The organism is Fuerstiella marisgermanici (assembly GCF_001983935.1).
GTDB lineage: Bacteria > Planctomycetota > Planctomycetia > Planctomycetales > Planctomycetaceae > Fuerstiella > Fuerstiella marisgermanici.
In genome coordinates, this window is the sequence record NZ_CP017641.1 from 7,788,086 (window position 1) to 7,813,662 (window position 25,577).

General features: G+C 55.8%; 21 protein-coding genes. 9 read left to right on the forward strand and 12 right to left on the reverse strand.

Annotated elements, in window-relative coordinates; translation table 11 throughout:
* Window positions 1–115: 115 nt before the first annotated feature.
* The 8 genes from Fuma_RS29265 to Fuma_RS29300 all read right to left on the reverse strand — a co-directional run bounded on the left by Fuma_RS29265 (window position 116) and on the right by Fuma_RS29300 (window position 9,464).
* On the reverse strand, window positions 116–1,348 hold the full coding sequence (locus Fuma_RS29265) for an esterase-like activity of phytase family protein (protein WP_077027234.1): 1,233 nt from the start codon (window positions 1,346–1,348) through the stop codon (window positions 116–118).
* A 223-nt stretch (window positions 1,349–1,571) separates the two neighbouring features.
* Window positions 1,572–2,549 (reverse strand): DUF1559 domain-containing protein, encoded by a 978-nt coding sequence (locus tag Fuma_RS29270; protein ID WP_077027235.1) that lies wholly within the window; start codon window positions 2,547–2,549, stop codon window positions 1,572–1,574.
* 125 nt (window positions 2,550–2,674) lie between these two features.
* Window positions 2,675–3,118, reverse strand: a complete 444-nt coding sequence (locus tag Fuma_RS29275) for a hypothetical protein (RefSeq protein ID WP_145944442.1) — start codon at window positions 3,116–3,118, stop codon at window positions 2,675–2,677.
* Window positions 3,119–3,479: 361 nt separating this feature from the next.
* On the reverse strand, window positions 3,480–5,141 hold the full coding sequence (locus Fuma_RS29280; RefSeq protein WP_083732661.1) for an arylsulfatase: 1,662 nt from the start codon (window positions 5,139–5,141) through the stop codon (window positions 3,480–3,482).
* 184 nt (window positions 5,142–5,325) lie between these two features.
* Window positions 5,326–5,514 (reverse strand): hypothetical protein, encoded by a 189-nt coding sequence (locus Fuma_RS29285; RefSeq protein ID WP_077027237.1) that lies wholly within the window; start codon window positions 5,512–5,514, stop codon window positions 5,326–5,328.
* 81 nt (window positions 5,515–5,595) lie between these two features.
* Complete coding sequence (locus Fuma_RS29290) at window positions 5,596–6,603, reverse strand: metallophosphoesterase family protein (RefSeq protein WP_077027238.1); 1,008 nt, start codon at window positions 6,601–6,603, stop codon at window positions 5,596–5,598.
* Between the two features lie 600 nt (window positions 6,604–7,203).
* Window positions 7,204–7,722 carry a hypothetical protein gene (locus Fuma_RS29295; protein WP_077027239.1) on the reverse strand — a complete coding sequence of 173 codons (519 nt, stop codon included), beginning with the start codon at window positions 7,720–7,722 and terminating at the stop codon, window positions 7,204–7,206.
* The gene (locus Fuma_RS29300; RefSeq protein WP_077028630.1) at window positions 7,719–9,464 is read right to left on the reverse strand and encodes a hypothetical protein; all 1,746 of its coding nucleotides are present in this window, start codon (window positions 9,462–9,464) and stop codon (window positions 7,719–7,721) included. Before Fuma_RS29300 ends, Fuma_RS29295 begins: the two co-directional genes overlap by 4 nt.
* A gap of 569 nt (window positions 9,465–10,033) precedes the next feature.
* Between Fuma_RS29300 and Fuma_RS29310 the strand changes: the two genes are divergently transcribed.
* The 3 genes from Fuma_RS29310 to Fuma_RS29320 all read left to right on the forward strand — a co-directional run bounded on the left by Fuma_RS29310 (window position 10,034) and on the right by Fuma_RS29320 (window position 14,253).
* Entirely contained in the window at window positions 10,034–10,681 is a 648-nt protein-coding gene (locus Fuma_RS29310) for an ECF-type sigma factor (protein ID WP_077027241.1), read from the forward strand.
* Entirely contained in the window at window positions 10,632–12,383 is a 1,752-nt protein-coding gene (locus Fuma_RS29315; protein WP_218922323.1) for a serine/threonine-protein kinase, read from the forward strand. The genes Fuma_RS29310 and Fuma_RS29315 overlap by 50 nt, the downstream gene beginning before the upstream one ends.
* Window positions 12,384–12,567: 184 nt before the next feature.
* Window positions 12,568–14,253 (forward strand): acyltransferase family protein, encoded by a 1,686-nt coding sequence (locus Fuma_RS29320; RefSeq protein WP_077027242.1) that lies wholly within the window; start codon window positions 12,568–12,570, stop codon window positions 14,251–14,253.
* Between the two features lie 40 nt (window positions 14,254–14,293).
* On the opposite strand, the gene Fuma_RS29325 is transcribed toward Fuma_RS29320, so the two are convergent.
* The gene (locus tag Fuma_RS29325) at window positions 14,294–14,995 is read right to left on the reverse strand and encodes a 3-keto-disaccharide hydrolase (RefSeq protein WP_083732410.1); all 702 of its coding nucleotides are present in this window, start codon (window positions 14,993–14,995) and stop codon (window positions 14,294–14,296) included.
* Window positions 14,996–15,449: 454 nt separating this feature from the next.
* On the opposite strand from Fuma_RS29325, the gene Fuma_RS29335 reads away from it, so the two are divergent.
* Window positions 15,450–16,604, forward strand: a complete 1,155-nt coding sequence (locus tag Fuma_RS29335; RefSeq protein ID WP_077027244.1) for a DUF1559 family PulG-like putative transporter — start codon at window positions 15,450–15,452, stop codon at window positions 16,602–16,604.
* A gap of 40 nt (window positions 16,605–16,644) precedes the next feature.
* Here the strand turns inward: Fuma_RS29335 and Fuma_RS29340 are convergent, their stop codons facing one another.
* Window positions 16,645–17,955: a hypothetical protein gene (locus tag Fuma_RS29340; RefSeq protein ID WP_077027245.1), complete on the reverse strand. Its 1,311-nt coding sequence runs from the start codon at window positions 17,953–17,955 to the stop codon at window positions 16,645–16,647.
* A 151-nt stretch (window positions 17,956–18,106) separates the two neighbouring features.
* Here Fuma_RS29340 and Fuma_RS29345 point away from each other — a divergent pair, with 151 nt between their 5' ends.
* The 3 genes from Fuma_RS29345 to Fuma_RS29355 all read left to right on the forward strand — a co-directional run bounded on the left by Fuma_RS29345 (window position 18,107) and on the right by Fuma_RS29355 (window position 22,010).
* Window positions 18,107–19,801 (forward strand): DUF1549 domain-containing protein, encoded by a 1,695-nt coding sequence (locus Fuma_RS29345; RefSeq protein ID WP_158521177.1) that lies wholly within the window; start codon window positions 18,107–18,109, stop codon window positions 19,799–19,801.
* A gap of 6 nt (window positions 19,802–19,807) precedes the next feature.
* Window positions 19,808–21,085, forward strand: a complete 1,278-nt coding sequence (locus tag Fuma_RS29350; RefSeq protein ID WP_077027246.1) for a DUF1501 domain-containing protein — start codon at window positions 19,808–19,810, stop codon at window positions 21,083–21,085.
* 67 nt (window positions 21,086–21,152) lie between these two features.
* Entirely contained in the window at window positions 21,153–22,010 is an 858-nt protein-coding gene (locus tag Fuma_RS29355; RefSeq protein ID WP_077027247.1) for a prephenate dehydrogenase, read from the forward strand.
* A gap of 40 nt (window positions 22,011–22,050) precedes the next feature.
* Here the strand turns inward: Fuma_RS29355 and Fuma_RS29360 are convergent, their stop codons facing one another.
* A complete protein-coding gene (locus Fuma_RS29360) occupies window positions 22,051–22,398 on the reverse strand; it encodes a hypothetical protein (RefSeq protein WP_077028634.1) in 348 nt (115 codons plus the stop codon).
* A gap of 232 nt (window positions 22,399–22,630) precedes the next feature.
* On the opposite strand from Fuma_RS29360, the gene Fuma_RS35755 reads away from it, so the two are divergent.
* Window positions 22,631–22,957, forward strand: coding sequence for a hypothetical protein (locus Fuma_RS35755; protein WP_179954424.1), 327 nt, complete (start codon window positions 22,631–22,633; stop codon window positions 22,955–22,957).
* A gap of 166 nt (window positions 22,958–23,123) precedes the next feature.
* Window positions 23,124–23,951, forward strand: coding sequence for a purine-nucleoside phosphorylase (locus Fuma_RS29375; protein WP_077027249.1), 828 nt, complete (start codon window positions 23,124–23,126; stop codon window positions 23,949–23,951).
* Window positions 23,952–24,054: 103 nt separating this feature from the next.
* Here Fuma_RS29375 and Fuma_RS35760 read toward each other — a convergent pair whose 3' ends face one another.
* Entirely contained in the window at window positions 24,055–25,473 is a 1,419-nt protein-coding gene (locus tag Fuma_RS35760; protein ID WP_145944443.1) for a carboxypeptidase-like regulatory domain-containing protein, read from the reverse strand.
* Between the last annotated feature and the right edge of the window lie 104 nt (window positions 25,474–25,577).

Here is a 25,577-nt window from a genome sequence, read left to right on the forward strand (position 1 = left end):
CGATGGAGATGAACTCGGTCGTTTGTGCTGCCATTACGCCATCATATGCAAACAGCGACCGGAGTTGCATTCAGAATGCAGCTCAGGCCGCTGTTGCAAGTTTTTGCACCGGTTCTTAACCCTCATGATCTGTTTGAAGGCCGAACACATAAATCAGGGTTGGTTCAGACTCCACGAAGTCGTTGTCGGACGCGACGACCAGGCAGCTTCGGCCATCGGGAAGACGAGGCCCAAAGGTCAGCCCTTCCAGTTTCTCCGGTATCTGCTCAGCGGACAGGTCAAATTCGGGGGACAGGAAATCGATGAAGACTTCTTTCGCCACCGGCTGAATTGTATCGGGTAGTTCCAGAGGAAGCTGACCCGGATTTTGAATCGGCGTTGCATTGGCGAGGCTGATCTTCATGATCTTTTTGAACTTCGCCGATTGGCCGGGCAAACCATCTCGTTCGATCACCAGAAATTCTTCGTCGTTGATCGCAAGAATCTCATTGAGGCCGTTTGTTGGAGAATCCAGTTGGTAGACATATTCGCGTACGTCGCCAGTTGCAACGTCTACTTGCACGAGGCGGCAGTTTCGCCCGACCGGTCGGCCTCGTTCGTCACGCACACCGTCCTGCAGTAACACGTGCTGCATTAGACCGTACAGCTGCTTGCCGTCTGGCGAGAGGGCCAGTCCTTCCATGCCTTTGTTGGAAGCTCGCCCCGTGTTGTTCAGCGCGTTTTCACTGTCTTTCGTTCCGGCAGGATGCCGCACCGTCAAATGATCAGGCAATGTGAAATCGCGAAGTGCTTGTCCGTTTGCGTCAAATTCCATCAGTTGCGGACCGTATTCGTCGGACAGAAAAAAGTGTCCGGACGAGTGGAACCGAAAGCCCTCCGGGTCAAGGCGCCCTGCGTGTGCCGCCGTGGCCGCATAGGCTGTTGCGTCGCCTGTAAATGGCAACCGTTGTTCATTGGTCAGGGGCACGGTTTCTACCAGCTTCGTCTTCACGGCCGGAGAGTCTTCTGGATTCACGATGATGTCCAGAACCTGAAAACGACACTCATACCCGGTGGCACCGTCGTCCGGGCCTCGGTCCGGCAACGCGACATAGCGCTGTCCTTTGCCGGAGTATTCCAGTGCTGAAAAACCGCCGAGGCGATTGTGCGGCACACCGTTGATCAGCTTGTCCTGCTGTCCGGATCGATCACTGGACGATCCTTCAAGCTGAGCGATTCCAATCAACTGCGGGGACGAAACACGTTCTCCGGCTGACAACGGTTGAACAGCGGCGGATTGCACCGCAATGGTCAGGGCCAGAGTTGCACGAGTAAACCGTCGTGGCACGAAAAAAAGTTGACAGAACATCGGGAAGGGCTTTCGCTGGAGTAAGAATGGGCGACAGGCTTACCGCCTGCGAGTGCAGTTTCGAGGGACCGCCGGAAGAGTTTCCGAACGGTCGCTCGATTGGCCTAAAGAAAATCTCGCTGACTTGTGGCCCCGGAACAGGCGTTTCGGCCTATGAGGGCTGTTTCCCACGAGCCTCAACCGGCCACAACAACAGGGAAACTGCTCAAAGTCACTTGCCTGTTTAGAACTCGCCCAGCACTTCGCCGCCGGCTCGCGTGCAGAGACCGACAAACAACGTCGTGTCGATGTTCTCCGTGACAAAACGAACAGAGCCATCGGCCAGTGCTACCTGAGCTCCGCCGGTGTGGAAGCTGAAGACTTCGCTCACGTTGATGCGATTGATCATGTAGGGACCGTACTTGTCCAGGCCATCCGCTGTGGCTCCGTTGATACTGAATCCGCAGTCGGGGTCAGCCCAGCCCGTGCCATCGGCTGGTGCATAGCTTCCGCCCAGGTCCGCGATCTTGTCGTCCTGATAGGCTGCGAATCGAGCGGCATTCATGGCACCGGCAGCCGTGTAAACGACAGGTTGCCCGGCTGCTTCGGCCAGCAGGATGGAATTCGATGTGCCGTCGGTCACGTCTCGCAACTTGTTTTTTACACCCTTTGCCAGTACGCCAGCGCGAGACCAGGTGCCGGGATCGGGGATTCCCAATACGTTGGTGTAAACCTTCTTTTTCACTTCGTTAACAGAACCATAGTCGCCCGCGTAAGCACCGAAAACCCAGTGCGGATCGGTACGGTCGCTTCCCGGAGTCGAAGGGCAGATCATTGTCTGCAGCGGCACGCTAACCGCATCGCGGTTCTGCAGAGAGCTCCACGCACGTTCGTAGTTGATCGCATTCCCCAGATTGCCCTGGTCGATGTAGGGAAGAATCATCGTCGTCCATGACTGGTAGGCACTTTCGTTGCCGGGGTTGTCTTCGATTTCGACATTTGGTTCGAGTCGGCTGGGCGGAAACGTCGTGTGTGTGCTTTCATAGTTGTGAAGAGCAAGAGCCAGTTGTTTCATGTTGTTTTTGCACTGTGTTCGGCGTGCTGCTTCACGAGCCTGTTGAACGGCTGGCAGCAGTAGTGCGATCAGAATGGCGATGATCGCAATGACGACCAGAAGCTCAATCAGAGTGAATCCACGTGAGTGGCGGCGAAGTGATTTCATTTGAGTCTTTCTTCGGTTGATGAACAGTGTCTGCGTGAAGGCCGCGTCTGGCGCGGCGATCGAGTTGCAGATTGACAGAGAAGTTGGGGGAGGTTCGGCGAACGTCGGCCCTGTCAGCGTCGAAACTATTGAATCGTGATTTCGGGGATACGGTTTTGGTCTTCCGTGATCATCACGGTCAGGCCGGATGTGTCTGGAGACGTGTACTTACGCGGCAGTCGCTCTCGAAGCTGGTCCACTTCGTCTTCCGACAGGCCTTTCAAAGGTCCCTGCCAGCTAAGCGAAACGCGGTATTTTCCGGCGGGAGCACCGTCCGCGATGGCGTATGTCGAAATCGAGTACTCGCCGCCGTCTTCGACTCGGCCGCGAGAAATGTAGACGGGCTTGCCGTCATCCGGCGGTTTCACGGGGTGCAATCGCACTGTGGCGTCGGGGATCGGTTTACCTTGAAAAGAAACCGTACCGGACGCGGGGAACACCTGTCGCTGGTCGGGCGGAAGCTCTGTTCCGCAACCTGCCAGCCCCATCACAAGGGCTGAAAGTAGAACGCGTTTTGCAAATACCAACATGTCGTCTCCGAGAGAACTAAGTCTGACTCATCGAGTGTGAACGCGGCTGCAGCGTCACGCTGACGGATGTTGGTTGCTTTCGTGAGCGGTGTGTGAAGTATGGGTTAAGAATGTGTTAAGGCGCCGTCACCGATACAGGAAATCAACGGTGGGGCAACGAATTACTGGCGGTTCGGCAGGCATTGCTGAACCAGCGACCATCTGACGACGGTTCAATTTGGCCAGAGCTAAGTGACGGTCACATGAAATGCACAGCACCGTTGCCTACAGCAGGGCAATCCGTTTCTGGGGATTGGGGGGCGAGACACTCTTGCTGGAATTGGTTGCCAGCCAGATGGTCGGTTATCGCCAGCGTTCAAAGCTAAAGCGACGTGCCCTTCAGAGGGGCATTGGTTTTCTTTGCCCATCGCAGCCAGTCCGTTTCCATCTGTTTGACACGCTGCGGGTACTGAGACGCCAGGTCATTGGTTTCAGTTCGGTCCAGCTCCATGTCGAACAGTTCCCACTTTCTGACGTTGCTGCCCCAGACGAGTTTCCATTTTCCCTGACGCACAGCTCGATTGCCGTACAGATACCAGCTTAACGACGGGTGCCCTGCCCGTTCCTTTCCCTGAAAAACCGGCAACAGGCTAAGTCCCTCGATCGGCAACACGGCGACTTCGTTTCGCTGTTCGGGATACGGCGCACCGCTGATTTCCAAAAGTGTTGGCATGATGTCAACCACGTGTCCAACCTGGTGCGACAACACTCCCGGCGACACAACTTTCGGCCAGCGGACGATCAGTGGTGTGGAAATTCCTCCTTCGTGCGTCCAGACTTTGTGGCGCCGAAAAGGTGCGTTCTGCGCCCAGCCCCATCCCTGAGCGACATAGTCATAGGTGTTGACGCTGCCGGGAAGTTCTTTGTTGTAAGTCTCGTGCTGCTCGCGAATCTCGCCATCATGATAGCCGGAATGCGACGCGCATCCGCCGTTATCAGAAAGGAACATCACGCAGGTATTGTCGGCGATGCCTGCACTTTCAATCGCTGCCAACACACGACCGATACCCTGATCCATGGAATCCACCATGGCCGCGTAGACCTCCATGCGCCGTCGTTCGCGAGGCAAATTTTCGATCTGATCCCACGGCGTGACGGCGTAGTCATAAGCCAGTTTGCCTTGTGAAACATCCGGTGCTGACAGTTTCCATTTTGGATCGACCAGGCCCAGTTCCTTCAGTCGTTTCAGGCGGTTCTCCCTTATCTTGAAGTAGCCGTCGTCGAAACGCCCTTCGTATTTTGCAATGTCGTGTGGCTTCGCATGCAGTGGATAATGAGGCGCGGTGTAGCACAGGTGCAGAAAGAATGGTGGTTTGTCGGCGGCTTGCGAAAATTCTTCAATCTGCTGAACAGCGCGATCTGTGAACGCATCTGTTGAGTAGTAGTCAGGCGGAAATTGTGTGACCGGGGTTTCCTGTTCAAGAAACGGATCCGGTCCCTGCCCGCGATAGAACTTGGGGAACGGCATAGCGGGATTGAAGTAGTTGCAACACCCGGCCGCCAGCCCGTAGAAGCGTTCGAATCCGCGCCGCGTCGGCAGCCGGCTCTTGTCCATCGGCTTTGTGACGGGGAAATGCCATTTCCCGATCAGACTGGTCCGATACCCCGCCGACTGTGCAACTTCACCAAGCGTGGTCATGTTATCGTGCAGCATTCTGCCTTTGATGCGCCGAGGGTGCAGTCCGGTCAGCAGGGACACTCGCGACGTACGACACACGGCGCAGTTATAGAACTGCGAAAATTTCATGCCCTGTTCCGCCAGCCGGTCGATGTTTGGCGTGTCAATTTCGCCGCCGTAGCAACCAAGGTCCGAGAACCCCAGGTCATCTGCCATGATCAGAATGACATTCGGACGCGATGCCTGCCGATCGTTTGCAACGCAGAAGCTAGCGGCGCAGAACGCCAACGCGAAAGTGGCAATTGTCCCTGACAGTATTGTCGACCTTGCCGGCTGTCTGCATTGGCGGAAGGATTGGCTACTCATCGGTCGCGCAACTTTCTGAATGTTTTCCCAGTGAATCATCGAGCACTGAAGAAGAAGTCTACACTGTGATTCCGCTCTTTTGCGAGCGGCCTTGTCTACGCAGACGCTGAGCCAACATTGGCCGCGTTGCCTTCGAAACGTTGTACAAGAACGAGGTCAGCCATTTGGTGGCGAAGGCCGGAGCTCAGCTCCATTGACGTTGATGCAGTAAACTGCCTTGCAGATCAACGATGCGAATGTTGAGTGATCGTTTTTCACCGTCCTGCTGAGCATCGACCACGGTCAGTGTCGCTTGCTCAGGCTTCGGGCCACCGCCAACAAACTGCAGCACAGGCATATCAGGCGTGGCGGGATCAAGGCGGTCTTTGTGCATGTGCCCCGACAAAACCGCCTGGCATTCTGCCTGCTTTAATAGTGGCAGCCAGAGCTTCGCGCCGAAACCACTATAGCTGGCCTATCCGTCTAATGTTGTTCCGTCATTCTGGCCGGCGAGTCCTCGCAGTGGAATATGACACGCGACGATCTTGAACGGCGCAGTCTTGATGTCGGGGCGTTCGAGAATCTGCTCCAGCCAGGCTGCCTGACGCTGGCGGTAAGGTTCGTAAGCGGCAGTACCGGCAAACACTGGATGGTGATCGGGCTTATCTTCGCCCGTGTCGAGCGTGATCAAGGCCAACGGCCCGAAACGCAGTGCCTGGTTATACGGCAGCTCAGCCGATTCACAACAGCCCGCGAAACTCTTGATGACTTCGCGTGCTCGCTGGCCTCGCACGTCATGATTGCCGTTGCTGAACACCAGCGGTCGCGTGGCTGCCCAGGATTGACTGATGTCTTTGGCGGGATTAAGCACAATTTGTTGTGGTTCGTCCGCCACGTCGAAGTCGTTGCAACTGTCGCCGTTCCAGATCAATAAATCCGGCTGCAGTTTTTCGATTTCGCCGTGCAAGGCTCGAATCGTTTCCAGGTTCTCATGCGTGTCGTTGATGCTGACGATGCGAACGCGATTCGTGTTGGCGGCTGGTAAACGGAGTACATACGTCTCAGTCGCTTGAGGCTCGCCACGCTTCAGAGAATACGCATTGTTATAGCTAAGTGTCTGAACCACGACGCGGTAGAAGATTGGCCGGTCGGTCGGCAGAGGTTCCTCGTGCTCAACACGAACATGCAGCGCGCTACTGTCGGCGCTTATCAAACCGTGGTGACTGGCCACTGCCGTAAACGCAAGGTCGTCTTTCGAAAAACCGTACTCAACCCAGGCCGTGGCTAACTTCTTCACCGCGATGCTGACGCCAAAACCGTTGCTTCGCGGATTTTGCACGACCGGTGGGCTGGCGATCAGGTCAGCGGATTCAGTCGAGTTACCCGGCGCGTCCTGAGCATTGATTTGTTGCTGCATGTGAATCGATGAAACAGCAACGGCGCTGACTGGGATCGTTCCGATGAACTGACGGCGACTGAACATCGTGGCTCCTTCTGCGTAAATCGAATGGACATGGTCGGGGCAGACTGCTGTGGTTCAGTGCGCCAGAGCTACAGGCGGGCGAGCGCGACTCGAGGGCGGGATGTGACATCACGCCGCTGCAGCCAGATCTATTCGACAAGCTGCGAAATCATCGCAACGACGCTGCCTTGCAGTCTAATAGATCGCTCTACCGATCCAAGTCGACGTGATCGCCCGCGCACGGCCGAAGGGCTGGACTTATCTCGCTGTTCCCGTCGCCGAGCCTGGAAGCGGTTACCTGTGCGCCATTCAAGCAGAGGTATTATGAATCCCGAGCGCTTCTCTGTCGATTCCGATGCACTCTCATCGTCACACCTTCCTTCGGTCGATCTGCAGCCACAGTCGCAAGCCTGGTGCAAAGTATCGCTCAGCGTGCGGCACCGGAGTGGCGTAGCCCTCGGATTGACGGCCCAGGAACGAAATGGCAATTGGCCTGCACCTGCGACGACGATGGGGGCGGTAGCTTGAACCCTGTTCGTTTGAGTTAACGGGCTTGACGCCGACAGCACTGACGTTTGTCTGAAACGCATGTTTGCTGTTCTGCTCGTGGCAGCCGAGGATTCAGTGAATTACTTCAGGGGTTCGGGGGCGATCACTATGAGTGATTCGTTCTTCAGGCGTGATCTCGACGGCAAGCTGGCTGGTTTGTCTTGCAATCCAGTCAATCAATTCACTGTGAACAATGATCTGCACATCCTTCACACGCGCGAGCGTTAGCTGAAAAGTCTTGCCGAACAAGTACCATTGCCTTGGGACAACCTGGATGTCCCGAAAGGGGATCAGAAGGGGTGGGTGGAAGGTGCAGAACGGAAACATGAGCTGGAACAGAATGCCCTCGCTTGTGACGTTAACCGTTGCGATTCCTTTGTATGAGTTCCACCCAATGTCGCGACCGGTGAGGATGACGGTCTGCATGCCTTTACTAACACAGTTCGACGCGTCACAATCGGACGGGCCCGCAGCGCTGTAGACGCGAGCCAGTCGCGTCCAACGCCGGGCATTTGATTTCCAGATGCCGGACATCATCGCTATGACCATGCCGTACCCAACGACGTGAGTCCATAAAGTTTCAATCATCATTCTGATTTCGCAACAAGGTCTTGTTCATACCGGCGAAGTTTCTGAGCGACCTTCTGTGAAATGCGCTGGGCCGCGCTGGTCGACTGATTTGGGAAAAATGGCAGGTCGCTGACGTCGACTCCCATTCGAGCCAGAGCGAATCGCCATTGATCTGCCTGCCTGGCATTGTTCATAAGCGGTGAAGGACGAAGTAGAAACAGCTCGCTCACACGCGACGCTTCACTGAAAGCCGAGGGGCCGAGTTGAACGAATGCCTCGCGGATTCCTTCGATCAATGGTCGACGTTCGGACCAGGTGGGGATTGTGATCGCTGCATCGAGAGCCGCCCGCAGGACTGGAAGTGCTTGCGTCGCTCCAAGATCAGCGGTTCTGCACAGAAACGCCCCTGCATCCCGATAGAGTTCAGGCGAATTCCAGATTCTATAATGGGCTGCTGTCGGAATAGCAAAAGTATCGACTGGAAGACCGGCCATGCTTTCAGCCAGCCAGCGTCTCAATTCCGCCGACGTGTGGTCCATCGTTATTCGTTCGGCATACGCATTTCGCATCGCTGTCGGCGTCTTCTTTTTCGAGAAGACATTCATCAGCTGGTCGTCGATGTTTCTGACACGCGGGTCAGACACGATTTCTGCAATCAGTTCATGGTCCTGCTCAGTCGCATCGAAGTAGAACAGTCCAAGGTATCTGCGAGCCAGATCGAGCTGCACTTCTGATGCCTCGGGATCATTCAGAGCTTGCACCGCTAAACCTCGCAATCGCGTGATGGATCGCGGATCGCATTCCGGAACCCGAAACCGGATGGCACTCAGCAGTTCAGATTGCAGATGCAAAGACCGCTCGCCGGCATGCCAGCGTTGTCGACCGACAGAAAAGGAGGCTCCAGAGAGGGTTCCGCCGCCGAAGTTTGCCTTAAACCCTACAAAGAACATCGCGGCTGGCACACGACGTTCTATGTAGCTCTTGCGAAACCGAACTTGCCCCGCTGAATCACAGATGGTGACTCGGCGAATTGTTGAGTGGGAATCCGAACTTCGTCGGTCAATACGTATGACCCAGTCAGCCGCATCCGCAGCAACCGGATCGATCTTTCGCAATCGCGAACGGTCCGCCAGTCGTACTGCCCAATCAGCCTCCACTGCTTTGATCGAAGTGAGCAGCTTCGATCCTCCGAAAGTTTGGGTCAAAGGACGGAATTCCCGGACGATCTGTCCAGGCTCAGAAGGAAACAGGCCGGGAGTCGGGTTCGCCTCTGCGGACTCCAACGTGTAGGCCGCGGATTGCTGCTGTTGAGGACGGCTGCGGCGCCCGGCTGTAACGATCGTCACACTTTCGACCCGCGCCGAATCAAGTACAGAAAGGCAGAGGTAGTCGCAATCCGGAGCCTTCCGTGAATCTGTCGCTTCGATGCGGACATGTCCGCGAAGTTCGATTGGGAGATCGGCCACAATGTCAGGTTGGCACTCTTTGGCATATGTCTTCAGCGCACTGCTGCGAAACGGCTGCATGACGATCCACCCGAGTGCAAGCACTAAGCAGAAACTCACTGCCGTCGCTTTCAAGGGCGAAGCGATGGGAAGCACGCGACGAACAGCCGCCGTCCCTGCGAGGTAGACAAACACGGTTGGAGCGATTGTGAGGATCACTCCGGGCACGATCAGAAAGAAATATCCCAGGACAACGAACTCGGGAAACACAACCGCCAGGCAGGCCAGAAAACCTGTGATCCAAAGGGCATACTTCATTCGCTGAGTCCACGTTGCACAGATCGCGCGGCTGCAAGTCAGGTTGTCTGGCTGCACCAGTTCACGCAGGGGTTTCAAGGCAGATGTTGCCGCTGTGCAACACTAGCTTAAAATCCATCAGTTGCTCGAAATTTCTGTCCGCCGGATAGCAGTCGTTTGCGCCCAACTGCTATCGTTGAAGCCGGATTCCTGTTGCGTGTTGCTAACTGGATGGTGACATTTAAACCACGAGATCAGATCTCGATCGATATCCGGTCCGTACACGGCCGTCATCGCATGAAGCCACCAACCATGACCGACCTCTAACCGAATCGTGGCGGACAGCCATAGTCTGACCTCAGTGCTGTACTCTGCCGACCACTGCCCCGTGACAAATCGATTGTTTCCGGTCAAAGTGCGGTCGGCTGGTTCGCGCGACTGGAGTCGGTGCGGACGAATCAGGACCTCTGGGTGCCGCTCGACCGCCGTCGAATGATAGACTGCGAACGAGCTAAAGTTTCTCGCTCGCTGAAGTGGCAGACTTGGCTCTCTGTAAATCAAAGCCCCTGGCTTTAGGGACGTCATGTTGCATGTCTGAAAACTCGAATGTCAGCCACTGGATTGATTTGGTGAAGGTTGGCGATACGGTTGCAGCCAACCAGATCTGGAGGCACTATTTCGACCGGCTCGTGCGATCCGTTCGGGGGCGGCTGTATGGGCAGAATCGGGTGGTTTCTGATGAGGAAGATATCGTCCTGAGCGTGTTCAACAGCTTTTACGAAGCTGCAGAAAAGGGTCGGTTTCCGGATCTGTCGGACCGCGATGATCTTTGGCGGTTGCTGTTGAGGATGGCGGGCAGAAAGGTCATCGACAAGCGAAGGCACGATCAGCGGCAGCGACGCGGGGGCGGTGTTCAAATGCATTCACTGAATGGCCGCACCGGTGACGAAAGCGTTATTGAAGCGATTGGTGACGAGCCATCGCCGGAAATGGTGCTGATGATGCAGGAATCTGTGGAACAACTTTTTTCACATTTAGGTGTCGGGCAACTCAGAGATTTAGCGGGTGCCAAGTTAGAGGGGTATTCAAACGCGGAATTAGCTGAGCGTTTTGGGTGCTCTGAGCGAACGATCGAGCGTCGTTTGCATCTGATTCGAGAAAAATGTCAGCAGGAACTGATTGCACACAATGAGCATTCGTCAGCACAAACTACCGATCGCGGCTCTGGAACGGATTGATGATCTGTGCGCCGCGTTCGAGCGACAATGGCAGGCAAACAAGCCGGCTTCGATCGAAGATCTAGTTGCGGCTGAATCCGATCCGATCGAACGCGAAGCGCTGCTGGCCGAGTTGATCGTGCTTGACGTTGACTACCGACGTCGCCGTGGCGAGACACCGACGGAGCAGGAATACCTTGAGAGATTTGCTGAAGACGCCAGCGTTATCAACGAGGCCTTCAACGATTCGGACAGGAAGAAAGGCGCGTTCGAACCTCCGACAGTCGCGCGACTTGCCAGCCTGTTTCCGTCGCTTGAGGTCATGGAACTGGTCGGTGCGGGCGGGATGGGCGCGGTCTATAAGGCAAAGCAGAAAGGATTGGACCGCATTGTCGCTCTCAAAATCCTTCCGGAAGAATTTGGGCACAACGTGAAGTTCGCGCTGCGGTTCACTCGTGAGGCTCGCACGCTTGCGAAGTTGAACCACCCGAACATCGTGGCATTATTCGAATTCGGCAACGTGGCCGACACCTACTACTTTCTGATGGAGTTTGTGGAAGGCTCAACACTTCGGGACGTGGTTGCCGCTCGAGAAATCGCCCCCGCGCACGCGCTGGCGATCGTCCCGCACCTCTGCGATGCGCTGCAGTACGCTCATGACAAAGGGGTGATTCATCGAGACATCAAGCCGGAAAATATCCTGATGTCGGTGGACGGTTCCGTTAAGATCGCAGACTTCGGACTCTCACGGATTCTCGACAACGACGAACAGCAGCACACGCTGACTGGAACTCATCAGGTGATGGGCACGCCGCGTTACATGGCACCAGAACAACTTGAAGGCACACACAATGTCGATCACCGCGCCGACATTTATTCGTTGGGTGTTGTGATCTACGAAATGCTGACCGGCGAGTTACCGATCGGACGATTTGCCGCACCGTCTGCCAAAGTACAGATTGATGTTCGCCTGGACGATGTTGTTCTGCGAACGCTGGAAAAAGAGCCACAGCGCCGCTACCAACGTGCGAGTCAGATTAAGTCGGACGTGCAGTCGATTACTTCGTCTGAAAACCCGGCTTTCGCTCAGACCGTGGTCAGCGAACTTGCGTCTGAGACCAGCCGATCCGCCCCTGCGAGTCTGCAGGAACAGGAAGTCGCCGCTCGATTCTTGCTGACGCGTCGTCAGTTGATGGATCGCGTTCGCGAGTCACTCCGGCCGCTGTTCCGTGGCGAGATAATTCAGGTTCTTATTGGCGTGCTCCTTATCGTCCTCGGCGCACAGTGCTGGGCTCGAAATATGGACAACACGGGGCGAGTCGTTTGCGGAGTGATTCTGCACGTCTACGGTGTCATCGTGATTGGTACGGCGGCGAACGTTTGCACGAAGATCAAACGCATTGATTACTCGAAACCGCTCGACGAAATTCGCACGAAACTCGGCAAAGTCAGAACGGCCTATGTGACAGCTGGCGTGACGATTGGATTCGCCTGGTGGCTCATGTGGATCCCCGTTTGCGTCGCGTTCGGTTTTGACGCGGTGCTGTATCCGCAATCACTGATTGTTTCGCTGGTGGTTGGCGTCGTCGGGCTGGTCGGTTCCTTGTGGCTGTACCGGCGAGGCTTGAAGTCTGGCGACGCATGGAGGACCCGGCTTTCCGGCGAAAGTATTGCCTCCGCATATCGCGCGCTCGACGAAATCGAGAGCGTCAATATTCAGTGACGGCGAGCTTCTGCCACGCCAACTCGCTTTTTGTTGACTGAGTCTCTGTCGTGAGGTAACCCGCGCATCCGTAGCGCTGGTGGCTGCGCGGAATTGAGGCTCTCCCTCGCCTGTGACTTTGGCGATCCGTGTGCTGACTCTGTCGGCCGTCTACTCACTATCCCATTTCTAACGGTAGCTAGCGATGAGCTCACTTACTATTGAACCGCCTCTGGTCACGCCAGTCGTCAGTCCTGGCGAGCCCGGCCTAAAGAAACCGGTCGCCCGACGTCACGATCTCGATGCACTTCGCGCGATCGCGATGTTGTTGGGGATCGTGCTGCATGTGGCTCTGTCGTTTTCCACGATCCCTTGGCTGGTGACCGATTCGAGGACCAGTTGTTTCTATAACGTGTTGTTCTCCGTGATTCACGGATTCCGCATGCCGTTGTTCTTTATGTTAAGCGGATTCTTTACCGCCATGCTGTGGCGCAAGCGGACTCTGAAGGGCCTCGTGAAGCAGCGAGTAAAACGGATTCTTCTTCCGCTCGTCATCGGCTGTGTTACAATCGTGCCAGCCATGTGGGCCGTCGGTTACGTTGCGTCTCGGCCATCACCGGGGCAGTCCGAAGGTTCGACGATTTATGCGGCTGTTGTTGCCGGCGACACTAATTCGGTTCAGGCCGAGCTTCAGAAACCTGGCATCGATGTCGATGCGGCCGATCCAGCTTCCGGTTCGACACCCTTGTGCACAGCCGTGTTTCTGGGACAGACGGATATCGTCGAACTGTTGATCGACGCGAATGCAGATCTCAACCTCGCGAACCGTGACAAGGCCAGCCCACTGCACATCGCGGCTTTTATGGGGCGAGCACAAGAGGCGAGAATGTTGCTCGCTGCCGGAGCCGATGTCGACGTGAAAGACGGGACCGGTCAAACACCGCAGCAACTGCTAAGCATCGACTTCGGCACGACTGCCTTCATCGCCGGTTCACTCGGAGTTCAACTCGACGAACAGACACTGATGGCTGGCCGCAAGGAAATCGCTGAGCAACTCGGGGCAGAGGCCGATGTTTCTTCTGACGGCAATCAGAGTGGCGGCAACGCGGCTTTGTACGGTTTGTTATTTCAAATGCCAGTCTTCATGCATCTCTGGTTTCTGGCGTTCCTTTGCTGGCTGGTTGTGGCTTTTCTGATCTATGCGGTTGTTGCTAACGCCGTAAAGATTGAGAGGCTGCCGCGGTGGTTGATCTGTTCGCCTGCCAGTCTGCTGTGGGTGATTCCACTCACCACGCTGCCGCTGTCGTTGATGCAACCGGGCATCTTCGGTCCTGATTCGTCTGTCGGTTTGCTGCCGATCCCTGCCGTGTTTGGTTACTACGCGATTTTCTTCTTCTTCGGTGCTGTGTACTGGGACATGAATGACGGCCAGGGGCAACTAGGTCGTTGGTGGCCAATTAGCCTGCTGGTTGCGATGTTTGTCGTGTTCCCGATCGGTCTGGATTTAGTTGACGGCACCTTTGGCATCGTGCCGCGAATCGAAGACTCATCGACACACCATCTTGTGAGCAACCTGCTGCAGGCTGCTTTTGCCTGGCTTATGATCTTTGGGTGCATCGGGCTGTTCCGCCGAACTCTGTCGGGGGAAAGCAAGGCGTTACGATACATCTCCGACTCATCCTACTGGCTGTACCTCACCCATTTACCACTTGTGATTCTGGCACAGTGGATGGTTCGAGACCTGGAAGTTCCGGCTTTTCTGAAGTTCAGCGTTGTTCTGGTTGTGATTTCAGCGTTCCTGCTACTTACCTACCAGTACCTGGTTCGATATACGGCGATCGGCAGACTGCTAAACGGACCACGCAGCAGGTCACCGCTTGCGTCCACGTGACGCAAGCGGCAGAGTTATCCGGCTGGTTGACGGCCTACGGTTAGGGCGCCAGCTTCAACAGCTTGACGTTCTTGTACCAAACTTTGTGGCCGTGATCCTGAAATCCAAGATAGCCGGAACGAGCGAAGTCTTTCACTGCTCGAGGCATTGTGTTGAGCGTGTACTTGTGCTTCTGACCGTCGGGGCAGACGCCGGGTTGGTCGAAGTCATCGCAGTTCATACTGGCCACTTCCTCGCCGTTGACCTTCACTTTGATGTGCGGTCCGTCACAGCGAATTTCAATCGCGTTCCACTCACCTGTTTCCTTGCCGGCGTTTTTGGTGGTGCTTGCGAGGTCGTAGATCGCGCCGAATTCGTGCTTGCCAGTCTTATCGCCGCTCATGACCTGAGCTTCGAAACCTGTGTGCACCGGATTCTCAGGGTCTTCGACTCGAAAGAAGATTCCTGAATTGCAGCGAGGATCTTCCCAGCGGACGTCACACTTCAGGACAAAGTTGTCGAACTGTTGTTCGTGAATGATGATGTACCCGCCCGACTTGAACGGGACGAGTGCTCCGTCCTCAATTGGCGCCATGATTTTCTTGCCGTTGTTGCACTTCCAGCCCGTCAGATCTTTTCCGTTAAACAGAAGTTGCCAACCAGCCTGTTTTTCTTCGGCGGAAAGTTGATTGTCGGCGGCATTGGCAGGCATCGCGCAAAGCAGCGCGGCAGCAATCGTCATTGGAAACTTGAGGCGTCGCATGATTTGTACTTTCCGATTCTGATCAGAGTGATTTGTGTGTGTGGATTCCAGCGTCCGCTGGTGGGCCAGCCATTCTACCGTGGCATTGGCCGAACGAAGTCCGGGAGCCCGGGTATCTGCCAGGACATGGAGAATTCTGCCGTGGTCCGGATCATTTCCTGTCCGCAGTGGCAGTCGGCACGGTCAGCCGTCCCCGTTTTCGATTGATTTCAAAACTCTGATCCGTAACAAACTGAGAACATAGTGACGATGAAAAGTCCTTCTGCAGCCGGGGCGGCGAATTGGCGAAGCCACGGCACGGTGGATGATTTTCTGAGTTCACAACGTTCGTGGTCGATCAGATGCGGTACGGGCACAGGAATTGCGTCACCGTTAGTTGATATCTGAGGGGATCTGTTGATGCACCGTAGTTCGCCCAGATTACTACTACTTCAATGATTCCTGAGGCAATTTCATGCACCGGCCGTCGCAAAAACAAGCAGGTAATCGTCGCGGATTTACGCTCATCGAACTGCTGGTGGTGATTTCCATTATTGCCGTTTTACTTTCACTCATTTTGCCAGCGGTTCAGAACGCTCGTTCGGCTGCCCGCCGAACTCAATGCCTCAATCGCATCCGCCAAATCGGACTCGGACTACATTCCTACGCATCGAAAAACAGAAATGGGCAGTTCCCCGCATACGGCGTCTGGGGCGATGTCAAGAGTTCCAGCGGAACTTGGTCGACCGGGCGAAGTGCTTTGCGAAACTGGGTTGTCGACATCCTGTCGGAACTCGATCGACAGGACATTTTCGATCGCTGGAATTTTGACGACAAGCACGACGGGACAGTGGATGGGCCAGGCGGAATCAATAACCGGCAACTCATTAGCGAATACAACATGAGTATCCTGTCGTGTCCGGACGATCCTTCGGCGGATGGCGGCGGCGGTGTGTTGAGTTATGTGGTGAATGTGGGCTACGCGAACATCGATACATCCGGACTCGTCAGCGGCGGAGGTGGCTGGACGGGTGGTGCGAACATTCACCTTTCTTACGATACCGACATCGACTTCAACCTGACCGGTGGTGCGAACGATGAAGAGGATATCCTGATTTCACGTCGTTCCGGAGTTCTGTGGGAAGAGATCGTCGACCGTGACGGCAACAACAGTCCTCGGCCATCGCGAAACGCCAGCCAGCAACTGGACACCATTTACGATGGCACCAGCAACACGCTGTTGGTCACAGAAAATATCAACGCGGGCGCGGATCAGTATTGGGGCGACCCGCGAGCCAAAATTTGTACTTTTGTTTATCCACTCGACCCACTGGATCAAGCCGGTTCTGCAACCGGTCTGACGGCTGCGACCTACTATGATGCCGCGCCACTTGACCCAAGATATCCATTTGGTGTGATTAATGGAGCCACGTCAGGCCCTGAAGAAATTCGGCCGTTTCCAAATTCACATCACCCTGGCGGCGTGAATGTTGTGACCTGCGATGGTGCCGCAAGGTTCCTGAGTGCAGACACGGACACCAGAATTTACGCTCACCTGATGACACCATCTGGCAGTAAATTCTCAACAGGTGTGGGAGCTCAGGAGATTCTTTCGTCAACGGGATTCTGAGCGTTCGGTTGACGAGGTTTCTCAGCACTTGCTGCTCATCTTAATTTCGTTCGCCCGACGGGACAGGCAGCAGGAAGGCGTGGTTTTCGAACATCGCTCGACCGCCCGCTTCGCTAATCGTTGGCAACAGAAACAATGTCAGCGCGTAGATGGCGATTAGAGGCACCATCACGACTTTCGTTGGCCAGCGAATGAGTTTGGGGGCTCGCAGATTTTTCTGCACGCCAGTACCGTAGACCCAGCCCATCAGGATACGTGTTGGGTAGATCACGATGATGAATAGCGGCGTGAACAGCCACAACGCATCGACCGGCCAGGACACGACCTTCGACAGATACAACGGAATGGCTAGTCCGTAAAGCAGGATGGTGGCAACTGCCCAGCGGATGGGGACGCGGCATATGATTTCCCGCGCCTTGCGGACTTCAAAGATTGCTTTGAAGCGGCCTGTGACGGCCTGATGACATTGCAACAGCGGCAGCCACGCCGCGACGGGGATAATCAGGATGGCACCAAGTATTGTCACGATGGCACTGGGGCCAAGATCCTCATGAGGCTGCGTCGACAACGCGCCCAACAGCAAGGTTGGGATGGCCAGCCAGCATAGCGCCCCGATGGCTCCCCAGACAGCCAGCTTCAGATGATGCCATGGTCGCAAGACGTTGGTTAATCGTTCTGTCCATAGATTTACATTCGACGAATACTCGCCGCTGCGCACATCGCGAATGAGCCGGCGAAGATTTCTGATGGGTCTGAGGAAACAGGCGAAAGATCCTCCGTTGGCAATGGCCAGCAGCAGGTGGCAGAAAATGACAACCTGCAAAACGCGAGTGACGAAGGATAAGCCGTTGAGTGATCCACCGGACAACTGCGAAACCACCTGCTGACCTTCCGCGACCGACGACGTCATCATGATCGGGACCAGAAAAATGAACACCATTAACCCAATGGTGCCGATGCGGGTGGAAACGGCCAGCAGCGGGATTCCATCACGAAAGCGGCCCGACTTGCCGACTCGCGCTTCAGCGTCCAACAGCATTCCCAATGACAACAGGTTGACGCCCGGAATGGCGGCCAGGCCAGCCAGCAGCGGCAGCAGAAAACCGAGCCCCAACACCACCTGAACCAGCCACCACAGGCTTCGAAACGGTTTGCGAATTCCCGGAAACCGGCCCGGTCCCAACTGACTTTCAAGCGAATCTGGCGCGGTCGATACAAGCTTAGCCGTAAAATCCGTTTCGACGTCAGCGGCGGTGTCATCGTCGCTGACACTGGCGACTGGTTGTGCTGACGGATAGGTTGGGAGCGGCATGTCGAGGTCTTCCGGGTTCAAATCATCTGTTCCTCGCATGGCATTCGAACTACGATGAGAAAACCTGGCATTGGATTCGAATAAATCGGGCATTCTCGCGAACAGCCGGTTGCTGCAGGAAGATTATCCATGCCTGCGGGCTGCGACACCAGACAGATCTGTGTCGATCGCCATAATGCGGAGCACGAGCATGAAACCTATCGCAATACTTTTTAGCCTGTGTGTGGTCGGTCTGCTGCTGTTGCTGGTGATCAAAGCGGGCGAAGCGGACGCTCCACCGCGAGCCGAGCCTGTCCAGCTTGCGGATCGAAACATCGACGCCTCGGTGTCGCGCGTCAACGCAGCTTTGCGACAACATTGGAAAGACGAGGGCCTTGAACCGGCCGAATTGGCGGACGAACTGACCGTGTTTCGACGGTTGTCCCTGGCGCTGCACGGCACGATTCCTTCACTGGAAGAAATCAACAGCTTCAACGCGGATTCCCCGGACGATCGCATCGAACGCTGGTTGCTGAAGATGCTGGCCGACAAACGTTTTCACGACTACTTTTCTGACCGGCTGGCCCGCGTTCTTTCCGGCGTCGAAGAAGGTCAATTCGTGATTTTTCGACGCGATCGATTGCGCGACTGGTTAAGTGAACAGCTTCGCGCTGATCGACCGTGGCCGGAAATAACAACCGAGCTGATTGCAGCCGACGGTCTTTGGACGAGCAACGGAGCGGCCAATTTTATCACGGCGGCTTCCATTCCGGATGAAGGCCTCGACGAAAGTAAGCTGGCAGGCCGCACCGTGAGAGCCTTCCTCGGCCAGCGTATCGACTGTGCTCAATGCCACGATCACCCATTCGACACGTGGAAGCAGAACGACTTTGAGGGTTTGGCGGCGTTCTTCGGGCGGGCTCGCGTGACGATTGGCGGGGTGATTGATGATCCTACTTCGGACGACGACAAGCCGGTGGAATACAAAGTGATCGATCCTGGCGAGCAGGACGGCCGCGTGGTTGCGCCGCGAGTTCCCTTTCACGAAGAATGGATGCAGGAAGACGGTTCGCGACGTCAGCGACTGGCGTCGTGGGTAATCCATCCGGACAACCGCCGATTTGAACGAGCGATCGCGAATCGTGTTTGGGGATTGATGTTTGGGCGATCGTGGTACGACCCCGTTGACGATTTAGGGCACCCTGCTGAAGACGCGGCCGATCACGACTTGCTGGACGTCGTGGGGCGTGAGTTTCGCAATAATGGCGGTCGGCTGCACTTCTTGATCCGCCTGATCGCTCAATCGGACGCCTTCCGGCAAAAGTCGGAAGTCTCCTGGGCGGACGAGGATTTGTATTCACAAATGAGTCGCGAGTGGGCCGTGTTTCCTCTGGTTCGGCTAAGACCGGAACAGATCATCGGGACAATGGTGCAGGCAGGCAGCGTGAAGACGATCGATCGCAACTCAAATCTGTTTGTGCGATTCATGAGATTCAACAACGAGTCTGATTTCCTGAAAGCTTACGGAGACGCTGAAGACGACGAGCTTCTGCAGCAAAGCGGCACGATCCCTCAGGCCCTGTTGCGCATGAACGGCAAGTTTACTCGCGAGCTGACAAACACCAGGCTGTTTTCGGCGGCGGGGCAGATTCTGAATTATTCGGGTGACGACGAAGCCGTTGTACAGAACTGTTTTCTGGCGTGTTTGAGTCGGTATCCCAGTGAACAGGAACGAAAGTATTTCGTGGAACGGCTGCGGGCAGCGGAACGGGACGGCAAGCAACTTCCAGCGGAAGCAGAGTCGACGGATGAGAATGGTGAGGCGGAATTTCTTTCGAAAGAAGACGCCGTGCGGGACATGTATTGGGTGCTGTTTAACAGTCCTGGGTTTTCATGGAACCGGTGAACGAACATGCGTGAAAATAGTAACAAACAATTGCACCGTCGAGACGTGCTGGGCATGATGGCGGGCCTCGGCTTGTCGTTGTCACTGCCGGGTTTGTCGCCGAAAGCGGCCGCCGCTCGACGGGAAGAGCGGCCAAAGTCGCTGATAACGCTATGGATGGACGGAGGCATGAGTCAGCTGGAAACCTGGGACCCTCATGCCGGGACGCCGTCCGGCGGTGAAGTGAAGTCGATTGCGACAAGCCTGCCTGGTCTGCAAATTAGTGACTTTATGCCGCAGATGGCGGAGCAAATGCACGACGTGACGCTCATCAGGTCGCTTACATCACTGGAAGGTGACCACGCTCGAGGCGCCGCTTACGTAAAGACTGGCTATCGGCTGGAGCCAACGCTGATCTATCCGTCGCTCGGTGCCATTGCCGCTCATCAACTTCGTGATCCGAAGGCAGAGATCCCGCAGCACGTGTCGCTGGCCGGTGATAATTTCTTTCCTCGCGGCGGGTACCTCGGAAATAAATGGGACGCGTTTCGAGTGTTTGATCCGGGCCGATCACTGACGAATCTAAAAGCAAGCGTGTCAGACCAACGTCAACGCCAGCGGATGAAGGGGCTGGATGTTGTATCGGGCCAGTTCACGAAGGCCAGGCCCACCGCGGATCGCGACACGCTACATGCGGATACGGTTCGCCGAGCGCTCACGATGATGTCATCGGAACAGTTGAAGGCATTCGAACTGGATGATGAACCTGCAGTGGTGAAAGCGGCCTACGGAGATACTCGCTTCGGTCGCGGCTGCCTTGTGGCGCGACGGCTGGTCGAAACCGGTGTGCGGGCGATTGAAGTGGCGTTGAGCGGATTTGACACGCACGTGAACAACCACGCTGGCCAGAAAACTCAGGCCGACATTCTGGACCCGGCATTCGCGATGCTGCTTACGGATCTGCGAGAACGAGATCTGCTGGATTCCACAATCGTGCTCTGCATTACGGAATTCGGCCGAACTCCCGGAATCAATCCTGCGGGCGGCCGTGATCACTGGCCTCATTGGTTTTCCTGCGTGGCGGCGGGCGGCGGTTTTCGGTCGGGGTTGGTGGTCGGAGAAACGCCGGCGGCCGTCTTTGACGGTAAGGCGAAGCCGAAACCGAAGGATCCCATTACCATTCCACAGTTGTACGCGACGATTATGAAGTCGATGGGAATCGCGTGGGACGATGAAATTATCACGCCGATCGGGCGGCCGATTCGGTTTGCCGACGCGGAGCCTGAGGATCGGTTGCTGGCTTGAGGAAACGTGCAGGCAACGGCTTTCCGCCCGTTTGCGGTGAGGATATCGGCACAATATCATTCGCCCCATGCCGGAGATACACTCAAAATTTGAAGACTGCGTGATCGTTGTTGGTGTCGGGTTGATTGGTGGTTCTATTGCCGCCGCAATTCGACAGCGTTACCCGGCGTGTGAAGTGATTGGAGTTGGTCGCTGCGAGAAGCGGTTGGCAGCGGCAAAAGCGGCGGGCCTTCTGACCGACTTCACCACTTCCGTCACAGAGAACCTTCTGCAGCGATCAGCACTGGTTGTCGTGTGTTTGCCGGTCGATTTAATTGCCGCCGAAGTCACACGCATTGCCTTGCTGGCGGGTGATGATGTGACGATCACCGATGCCGGCAGCGTAAAGCAAGCCATTTGCAAACAGGTCGCTGCTAACGAACGGTCACAGCGGCTGTTTGTGGGAGCTCACCCGATCGCGGGGGGAGAACAGGGAGGTTTCGAGTATGCCGAAGCCGATCTGTTTTCTCAGAAAGTCTGCGTTGTGGTGGACACGGCGGACGAAGCCCGAACAGATCGTGTTAAGCGGTTCTGGCGCGGGCTGGAATGTGACGTTGTGACCATGACGGCGTCTGAGCACGACCGCACCCTGGCACTCACCAGCCACCTGCCGCACGTTATGGCGGCCGTGACAACATCTGCAGTGGGTCCCGAAAATCTGCCCATGACGGGATCGGGGTTCCGCGACGTCACTCGAATCGCAGCCGGAGACCCTTCTTTATGGCGGGCAATTCTGACGGGAAACCGGGACGAAGTCATTGCGGCAATCAAAGTTGCTGAGCGGCTTTTGGTAGATTACCGAACGGCGTTGGAAACGCTCGACGACGACGGTATCGAATCACTGTTGCGCGCGGCCGCAGAACACCGTTCTCAGTTGGACGCTTGATTGGTGAATCAGGGCGACGAGGTGCAAACGACATTTTTTCTCAGCCGGACTCACGAACTCGGTATCGGCGATAGCCGAATTCATCCAGCGAAGTCAACAAAACGGCGATGCGCTGCTCACGGCAATCTCCGTTGGCAATACCTACGGCCATGGTTCCCGCTGTGATTGTTGCGACGCGACAGACCGACATTGGCAGGCGAAATTCCGTCAGGTCCGCGTAGAGTTCCTCGCGGCCACAGATTTCTCCAAACTTGCGCCCCTGATAAGTCAACTCCATGCCCCGCAGGTCCGCACTCCATTGATAATCGAACGGTCCGAAGCAGCGTCCGCGCGTACTAACCCAGAAAGCCGTTTCTTCCAATAGGATTTCGTCCCCGTGATTCGGCATTTCGCTGAAGATTCTCTGCGAGTTGAGGCGATTCTGATTGAACAACAAAGCCGGATGTTAGGGCGGTTTGCTTCAGCTGGAAACACAAATCCATGAAGCGGGCCAATGGTGGAATCGTCAGCCTCTGCAGCATTCGCAGAATTTCCCAAAAACCCGGTGCAGCAAGGGGTTGACAAGAGATTCCTGATGCCACTATTACTCGGTCTTTGCAGGAACCTGATTCGACTATTTTGTGCCAGAGGAAGTCTCGACCGAGGGCTGGATGATGCTGCTGACGATGATTATTGACGCGATTACTGAAGACCGAACTGGCATGTGGAGCCAATGGGGGCCTGGTGGCGCTGTGAGCCACGTTCCTCATCTGATTCTGGATGACGACGACGATGATTTCGATGATGATCTGGATGATGACGACGACGATGAAATAGACGACGACCTCGAAGACGACGATCTGGATGAAGATGATCTGGACGACGACGACTTCGACGACGACTTTGAAGACGAGGACGAAGAAGACGACGACGACTTCGACAGCTTCGATGATGACGACGAATTCTAGGCAGGTGATGACATCATGCTGACGCGGCCGAAGTTGCGCTTCGGTCGGATGGTGATGATGTTTTTCGAATTCTTCAGGCGTCCCGCAGTTTATGAGGGACGCCTCTTTTTTTGGATTCCGTCTAATGGCCGGGTTCAACAATGGCATTCTGTGAGAAGGTTGGTTGATGCAACACATTCGACAACAGGCGGCCGAAGCCGTTGACGCGGTGAGATCGCACTGGCAGGGCCGTCCAGCGGTCGGGATGATCCTGGGAACCGGGCTTGGCGGACTGACAGAACAGGTTGAGGTGGACTGCCGGATTCCTTATGCGGAGATCCCTCACTTTCCGGATTCAACTTCTCCGTCGCATGCTGGGCAGTTGGTCTGTGGAACGCTACACGACGTCCCTGTGGTCGCGATGGAAGGACGGTTTCACTACTACGAAGGCTATTCGCTGCAGCAAGTCACGTTTCCCATACGACTCATGAGGGCCTTGGGGGCCGAGACTCTGCTCGTTACCAGCGCTGTTGGAGGAATGAATCCGCAGCTGAACCTGGCCGACATCGTGATTCTTGAAGATCACATTAACCTTCTGCCTGACAATCCGCTCCGCGGCGTGAATGACGATGAGCTTGGGCCAAGATTTCCCGACATGAGCGAGCCGTATAGCAGCGAGCTTGTTGAGCTTGCTCAGCAGGTTGCGTTGGAACTGTCGGTGTCGGCTCACAAAGGAGTGCTGGTCGCCGTGCCCGGCCCAAACCTCGAAACGCGCGCTGAATACCGCATGCTGCGTCTGATGGGGGCGGACATTGTTGGGATGTCGACGGTGCCCGAAATTATCGTGGCGAAGCACGCCGGCATGAAGACGCTGGGATTTTCAGTCGTGACCGACATGTGCCTGCCGGACGCGCTTGAGCCAGCCGACATTGAGAAGATCCTGAAGGTTGCCGCCGATGGCGGTGAAAAACTACAGCGCCTAATTTCTGAACTGTTCCGGCGCTTCGACAGCTAGCGACGGCGTCATGGGGAATCTGTAGCGTGAACTCGTATCAGCGTCGGGCACAAAAAAAGCTCAGTCCGGAAACGGACTGAGCTTTTCTGTTTTTAGACTGTCATTAAATATCAGGGCTGGCAACCTTATTGTCGTTGTCGTCTGCCACAGCATAGCCGATACCAGCACCGATTCCGGCACCCAACAGAGCACCAAGGCCTCCGCCGCCTCCGCCGAAGCCACCGCCTGAACCGCCACCCGTTCCGCCACCGAAGCCACCACCTGGCCCGCCAGCGAATCCGCCGCCGCCACCCGGACCGATTGGGCCGAATCCACCACCGGGGACGCCGCCGCCAGCAATTGGCGGTGTCGTGCCGGGATCAGAATTTGGATCAAGGTCGCCGTCTGTCAAAGCGGCCGCATTGTTTCGATTGAAGTTCTGAGCATTTACCGGGGCAACCGCCAGATCAAGTCCTTGAGCGATTGACGTCAGCTTGTATTTTCCAGCCGCTTGGCGACCAGCAACCGCTCCGACGATATCCACGCCTAATGCGATTACGCCATCGCTGCCATTTGTGACAACACTGTAAACGCCAGGAGCCAAACCTGCCATCACGAATTCGCCTGATGGTTGTACATCGGTGCTGCCAACCAGTTCGCCGTCACGTACGAAGTAAACCGTCAGGTCCATAACTTCACGAATACGTCCGGTGCGGGTATCCAGCAGGTTCATCAAGCCAACCAAAGTGCCATCGGGACGAAGCTGGACCTGGTGGTGCGAAAGCGACGTTGAGGATTCACCCTGTCCGAATGGGTAGCTTTCTTCTTTTGGGCTTGGCACATCGAGGAAGCGACGGTCATTCTCCGGAAGACCTTCGAAGATCAACCGACGAGCAACGGCAATGTCACTACCTGAGACGACTGCGCTATTCAGCTCCAGTTGAACACCGGCGTCGCTTTCGAGGCTGACTGGCGTTGCGGTATTGGCTCTTGCGACAGCTGCGTCATTGGCAACAAGGCGGACTGAGTGCAGCAACAGCGTGTCTGGTCCGGTTGCGATGATTGCCACAACACCTTCACTAAGTCCGGTGAATTGAAACCCACCGTCGTCATTGGTGATGGCCGACGCGACAACCGCACCTTCACTTACGACACGAACTTTCGCACCGGCTGCGGGAGCCAGGTTTCCGTCCGGTCGTGTCAGTGCTGAAAGTCGTCCATTGAATGCACCGTTGGCATCCAGCTGGACCTGATGTTGACGATCATTCCGAACTTCGTCCGGGCTCAGGATTTCATCATTGACGCTGGCTTGAGTCATCGGCAGCGGCACTGGAGGGACATTTCCCGGTGCTGCTGGGGACGATGCGTCTGCTGGCGGAGCGAATTCGAACGGATTCTCTTCGACCGGAGCCGGCGTGAGCGCTTCGTCTGCTACCTGAGCAGGTTGAGCGGCCGCCTTCACGGTGACGTAGATTGAACTGCTGGTCACGCAGAGTGCGAGTCCAAGCACGCAGAACGGGGCAGCTGATTTGAGGAACTTCATTTCCAATGGTCCTTATTCCGGTCAGGCGATCACCACGATGTAATTCACCGCGTTATGCTCGCATCTCAGAGATTTTTTGATACTGACATGGATTATGCGGTGAA

Excerpts from the sequence above, each read along its gene's own strand:
- Fuma_RS29265 (WP_077027234.1), bottom strand. The coding sequence starts at position 1,348 with ATGTTCTGTCAACTTTTTTTCGTGCCACGACGGTTTACTCGTGCAACT.
- Fuma_RS29270 (WP_077027235.1), bottom strand. The coding sequence starts at position 2,549 with ATGAAATCACTTCGCCGCCACTCACGTGGATTCACTCTGATTGAGCTT.
- Fuma_RS29275 (WP_145944442.1), bottom strand. The coding sequence starts at position 3,118 with ATGTTGGTATTTGCAAAACGCGTTCTACTTTCAGCCCTTGTGATGGGG.
- Fuma_RS29280 (WP_083732661.1), bottom strand. The coding sequence starts at position 5,141 with ATGAGTAGCCAATCCTTCCGCCAATGCAGACAGCCGGCAAGGTCGACA.
- Fuma_RS29285 (WP_077027237.1), bottom strand. The coding sequence starts at position 5,514 with ATGCACAAAGACCGCCTTGATCCCGCCACGCCTGATATGCCTGTGCTG.
- Fuma_RS29290 (WP_077027238.1), bottom strand. The coding sequence starts at position 6,603 with ATGTTCAGTCGCCGTCAGTTCATCGGAACGATCCCAGTCAGCGCCGTT.
- Fuma_RS29295 (WP_077027239.1), bottom strand. The coding sequence starts at position 7,722 with ATGATGATTGAAACTTTATGGACTCACGTCGTTGGGTACGGCATGGTC.
- Fuma_RS29300 (WP_077028630.1), bottom strand. The coding sequence starts at position 9,464 with ATGAAGTATGCCCTTTGGATCACAGGTTTTCTGGCCTGCCTGGCGGTT.
- Fuma_RS29310 (WP_077027241.1), top strand. The coding sequence starts at position 10,034 with ATGTCTGAAAACTCGAATGTCAGCCACTGGATTGATTTGGTGAAGGTT.
- Fuma_RS29315 (WP_218922323.1), top strand. The coding sequence starts at position 10,632 with ATGAGCATTCGTCAGCACAAACTACCGATCGCGGCTCTGGAACGGATT.
- Fuma_RS29320 (WP_077027242.1), top strand. The coding sequence starts at position 12,568 with ATGAGCTCACTTACTATTGAACCGCCTCTGGTCACGCCAGTCGTCAGT.
- Fuma_RS29325 (WP_083732410.1), bottom strand. The coding sequence starts at position 14,995 with ATGCGACGCCTCAAGTTTCCAATGACGATTGCTGCCGCGCTGCTTTGC.
- Fuma_RS29335 (WP_077027244.1), top strand. The coding sequence starts at position 15,450 with ATGCACCGGCCGTCGCAAAAACAAGCAGGTAATCGTCGCGGATTTACG.
- Fuma_RS29340 (WP_077027245.1), bottom strand. The coding sequence starts at position 17,955 with ATGCGAGGAACAGATGATTTGAACCCGGAAGACCTCGACATGCCGCTC.
- Fuma_RS29345 (WP_158521177.1), top strand. The coding sequence starts at position 18,107 with ATGAAACCTATCGCAATACTTTTTAGCCTGTGTGTGGTCGGTCTGCTG.
- Fuma_RS29350 (WP_077027246.1), top strand. The coding sequence starts at position 19,808 with ATGCGTGAAAATAGTAACAAACAATTGCACCGTCGAGACGTGCTGGGC.
- Fuma_RS29355 (WP_077027247.1), top strand. The coding sequence starts at position 21,153 with ATGCCGGAGATACACTCAAAATTTGAAGACTGCGTGATCGTTGTTGGT.
- Fuma_RS29360 (WP_077028634.1), bottom strand. The coding sequence starts at position 22,398 with ATGCCGAATCACGGGGACGAAATCCTATTGGAAGAAACGGCTTTCTGG.
- Fuma_RS29375 (WP_077027249.1), top strand. The coding sequence starts at position 23,124 with ATGCAACACATTCGACAACAGGCGGCCGAAGCCGTTGACGCGGTGAGA.
- Fuma_RS35760 (WP_145944443.1), bottom strand. The coding sequence starts at position 25,473 with ATGAAGTTCCTCAAATCAGCTGCCCCGTTCTGCGTGCTTGGACTCGCA.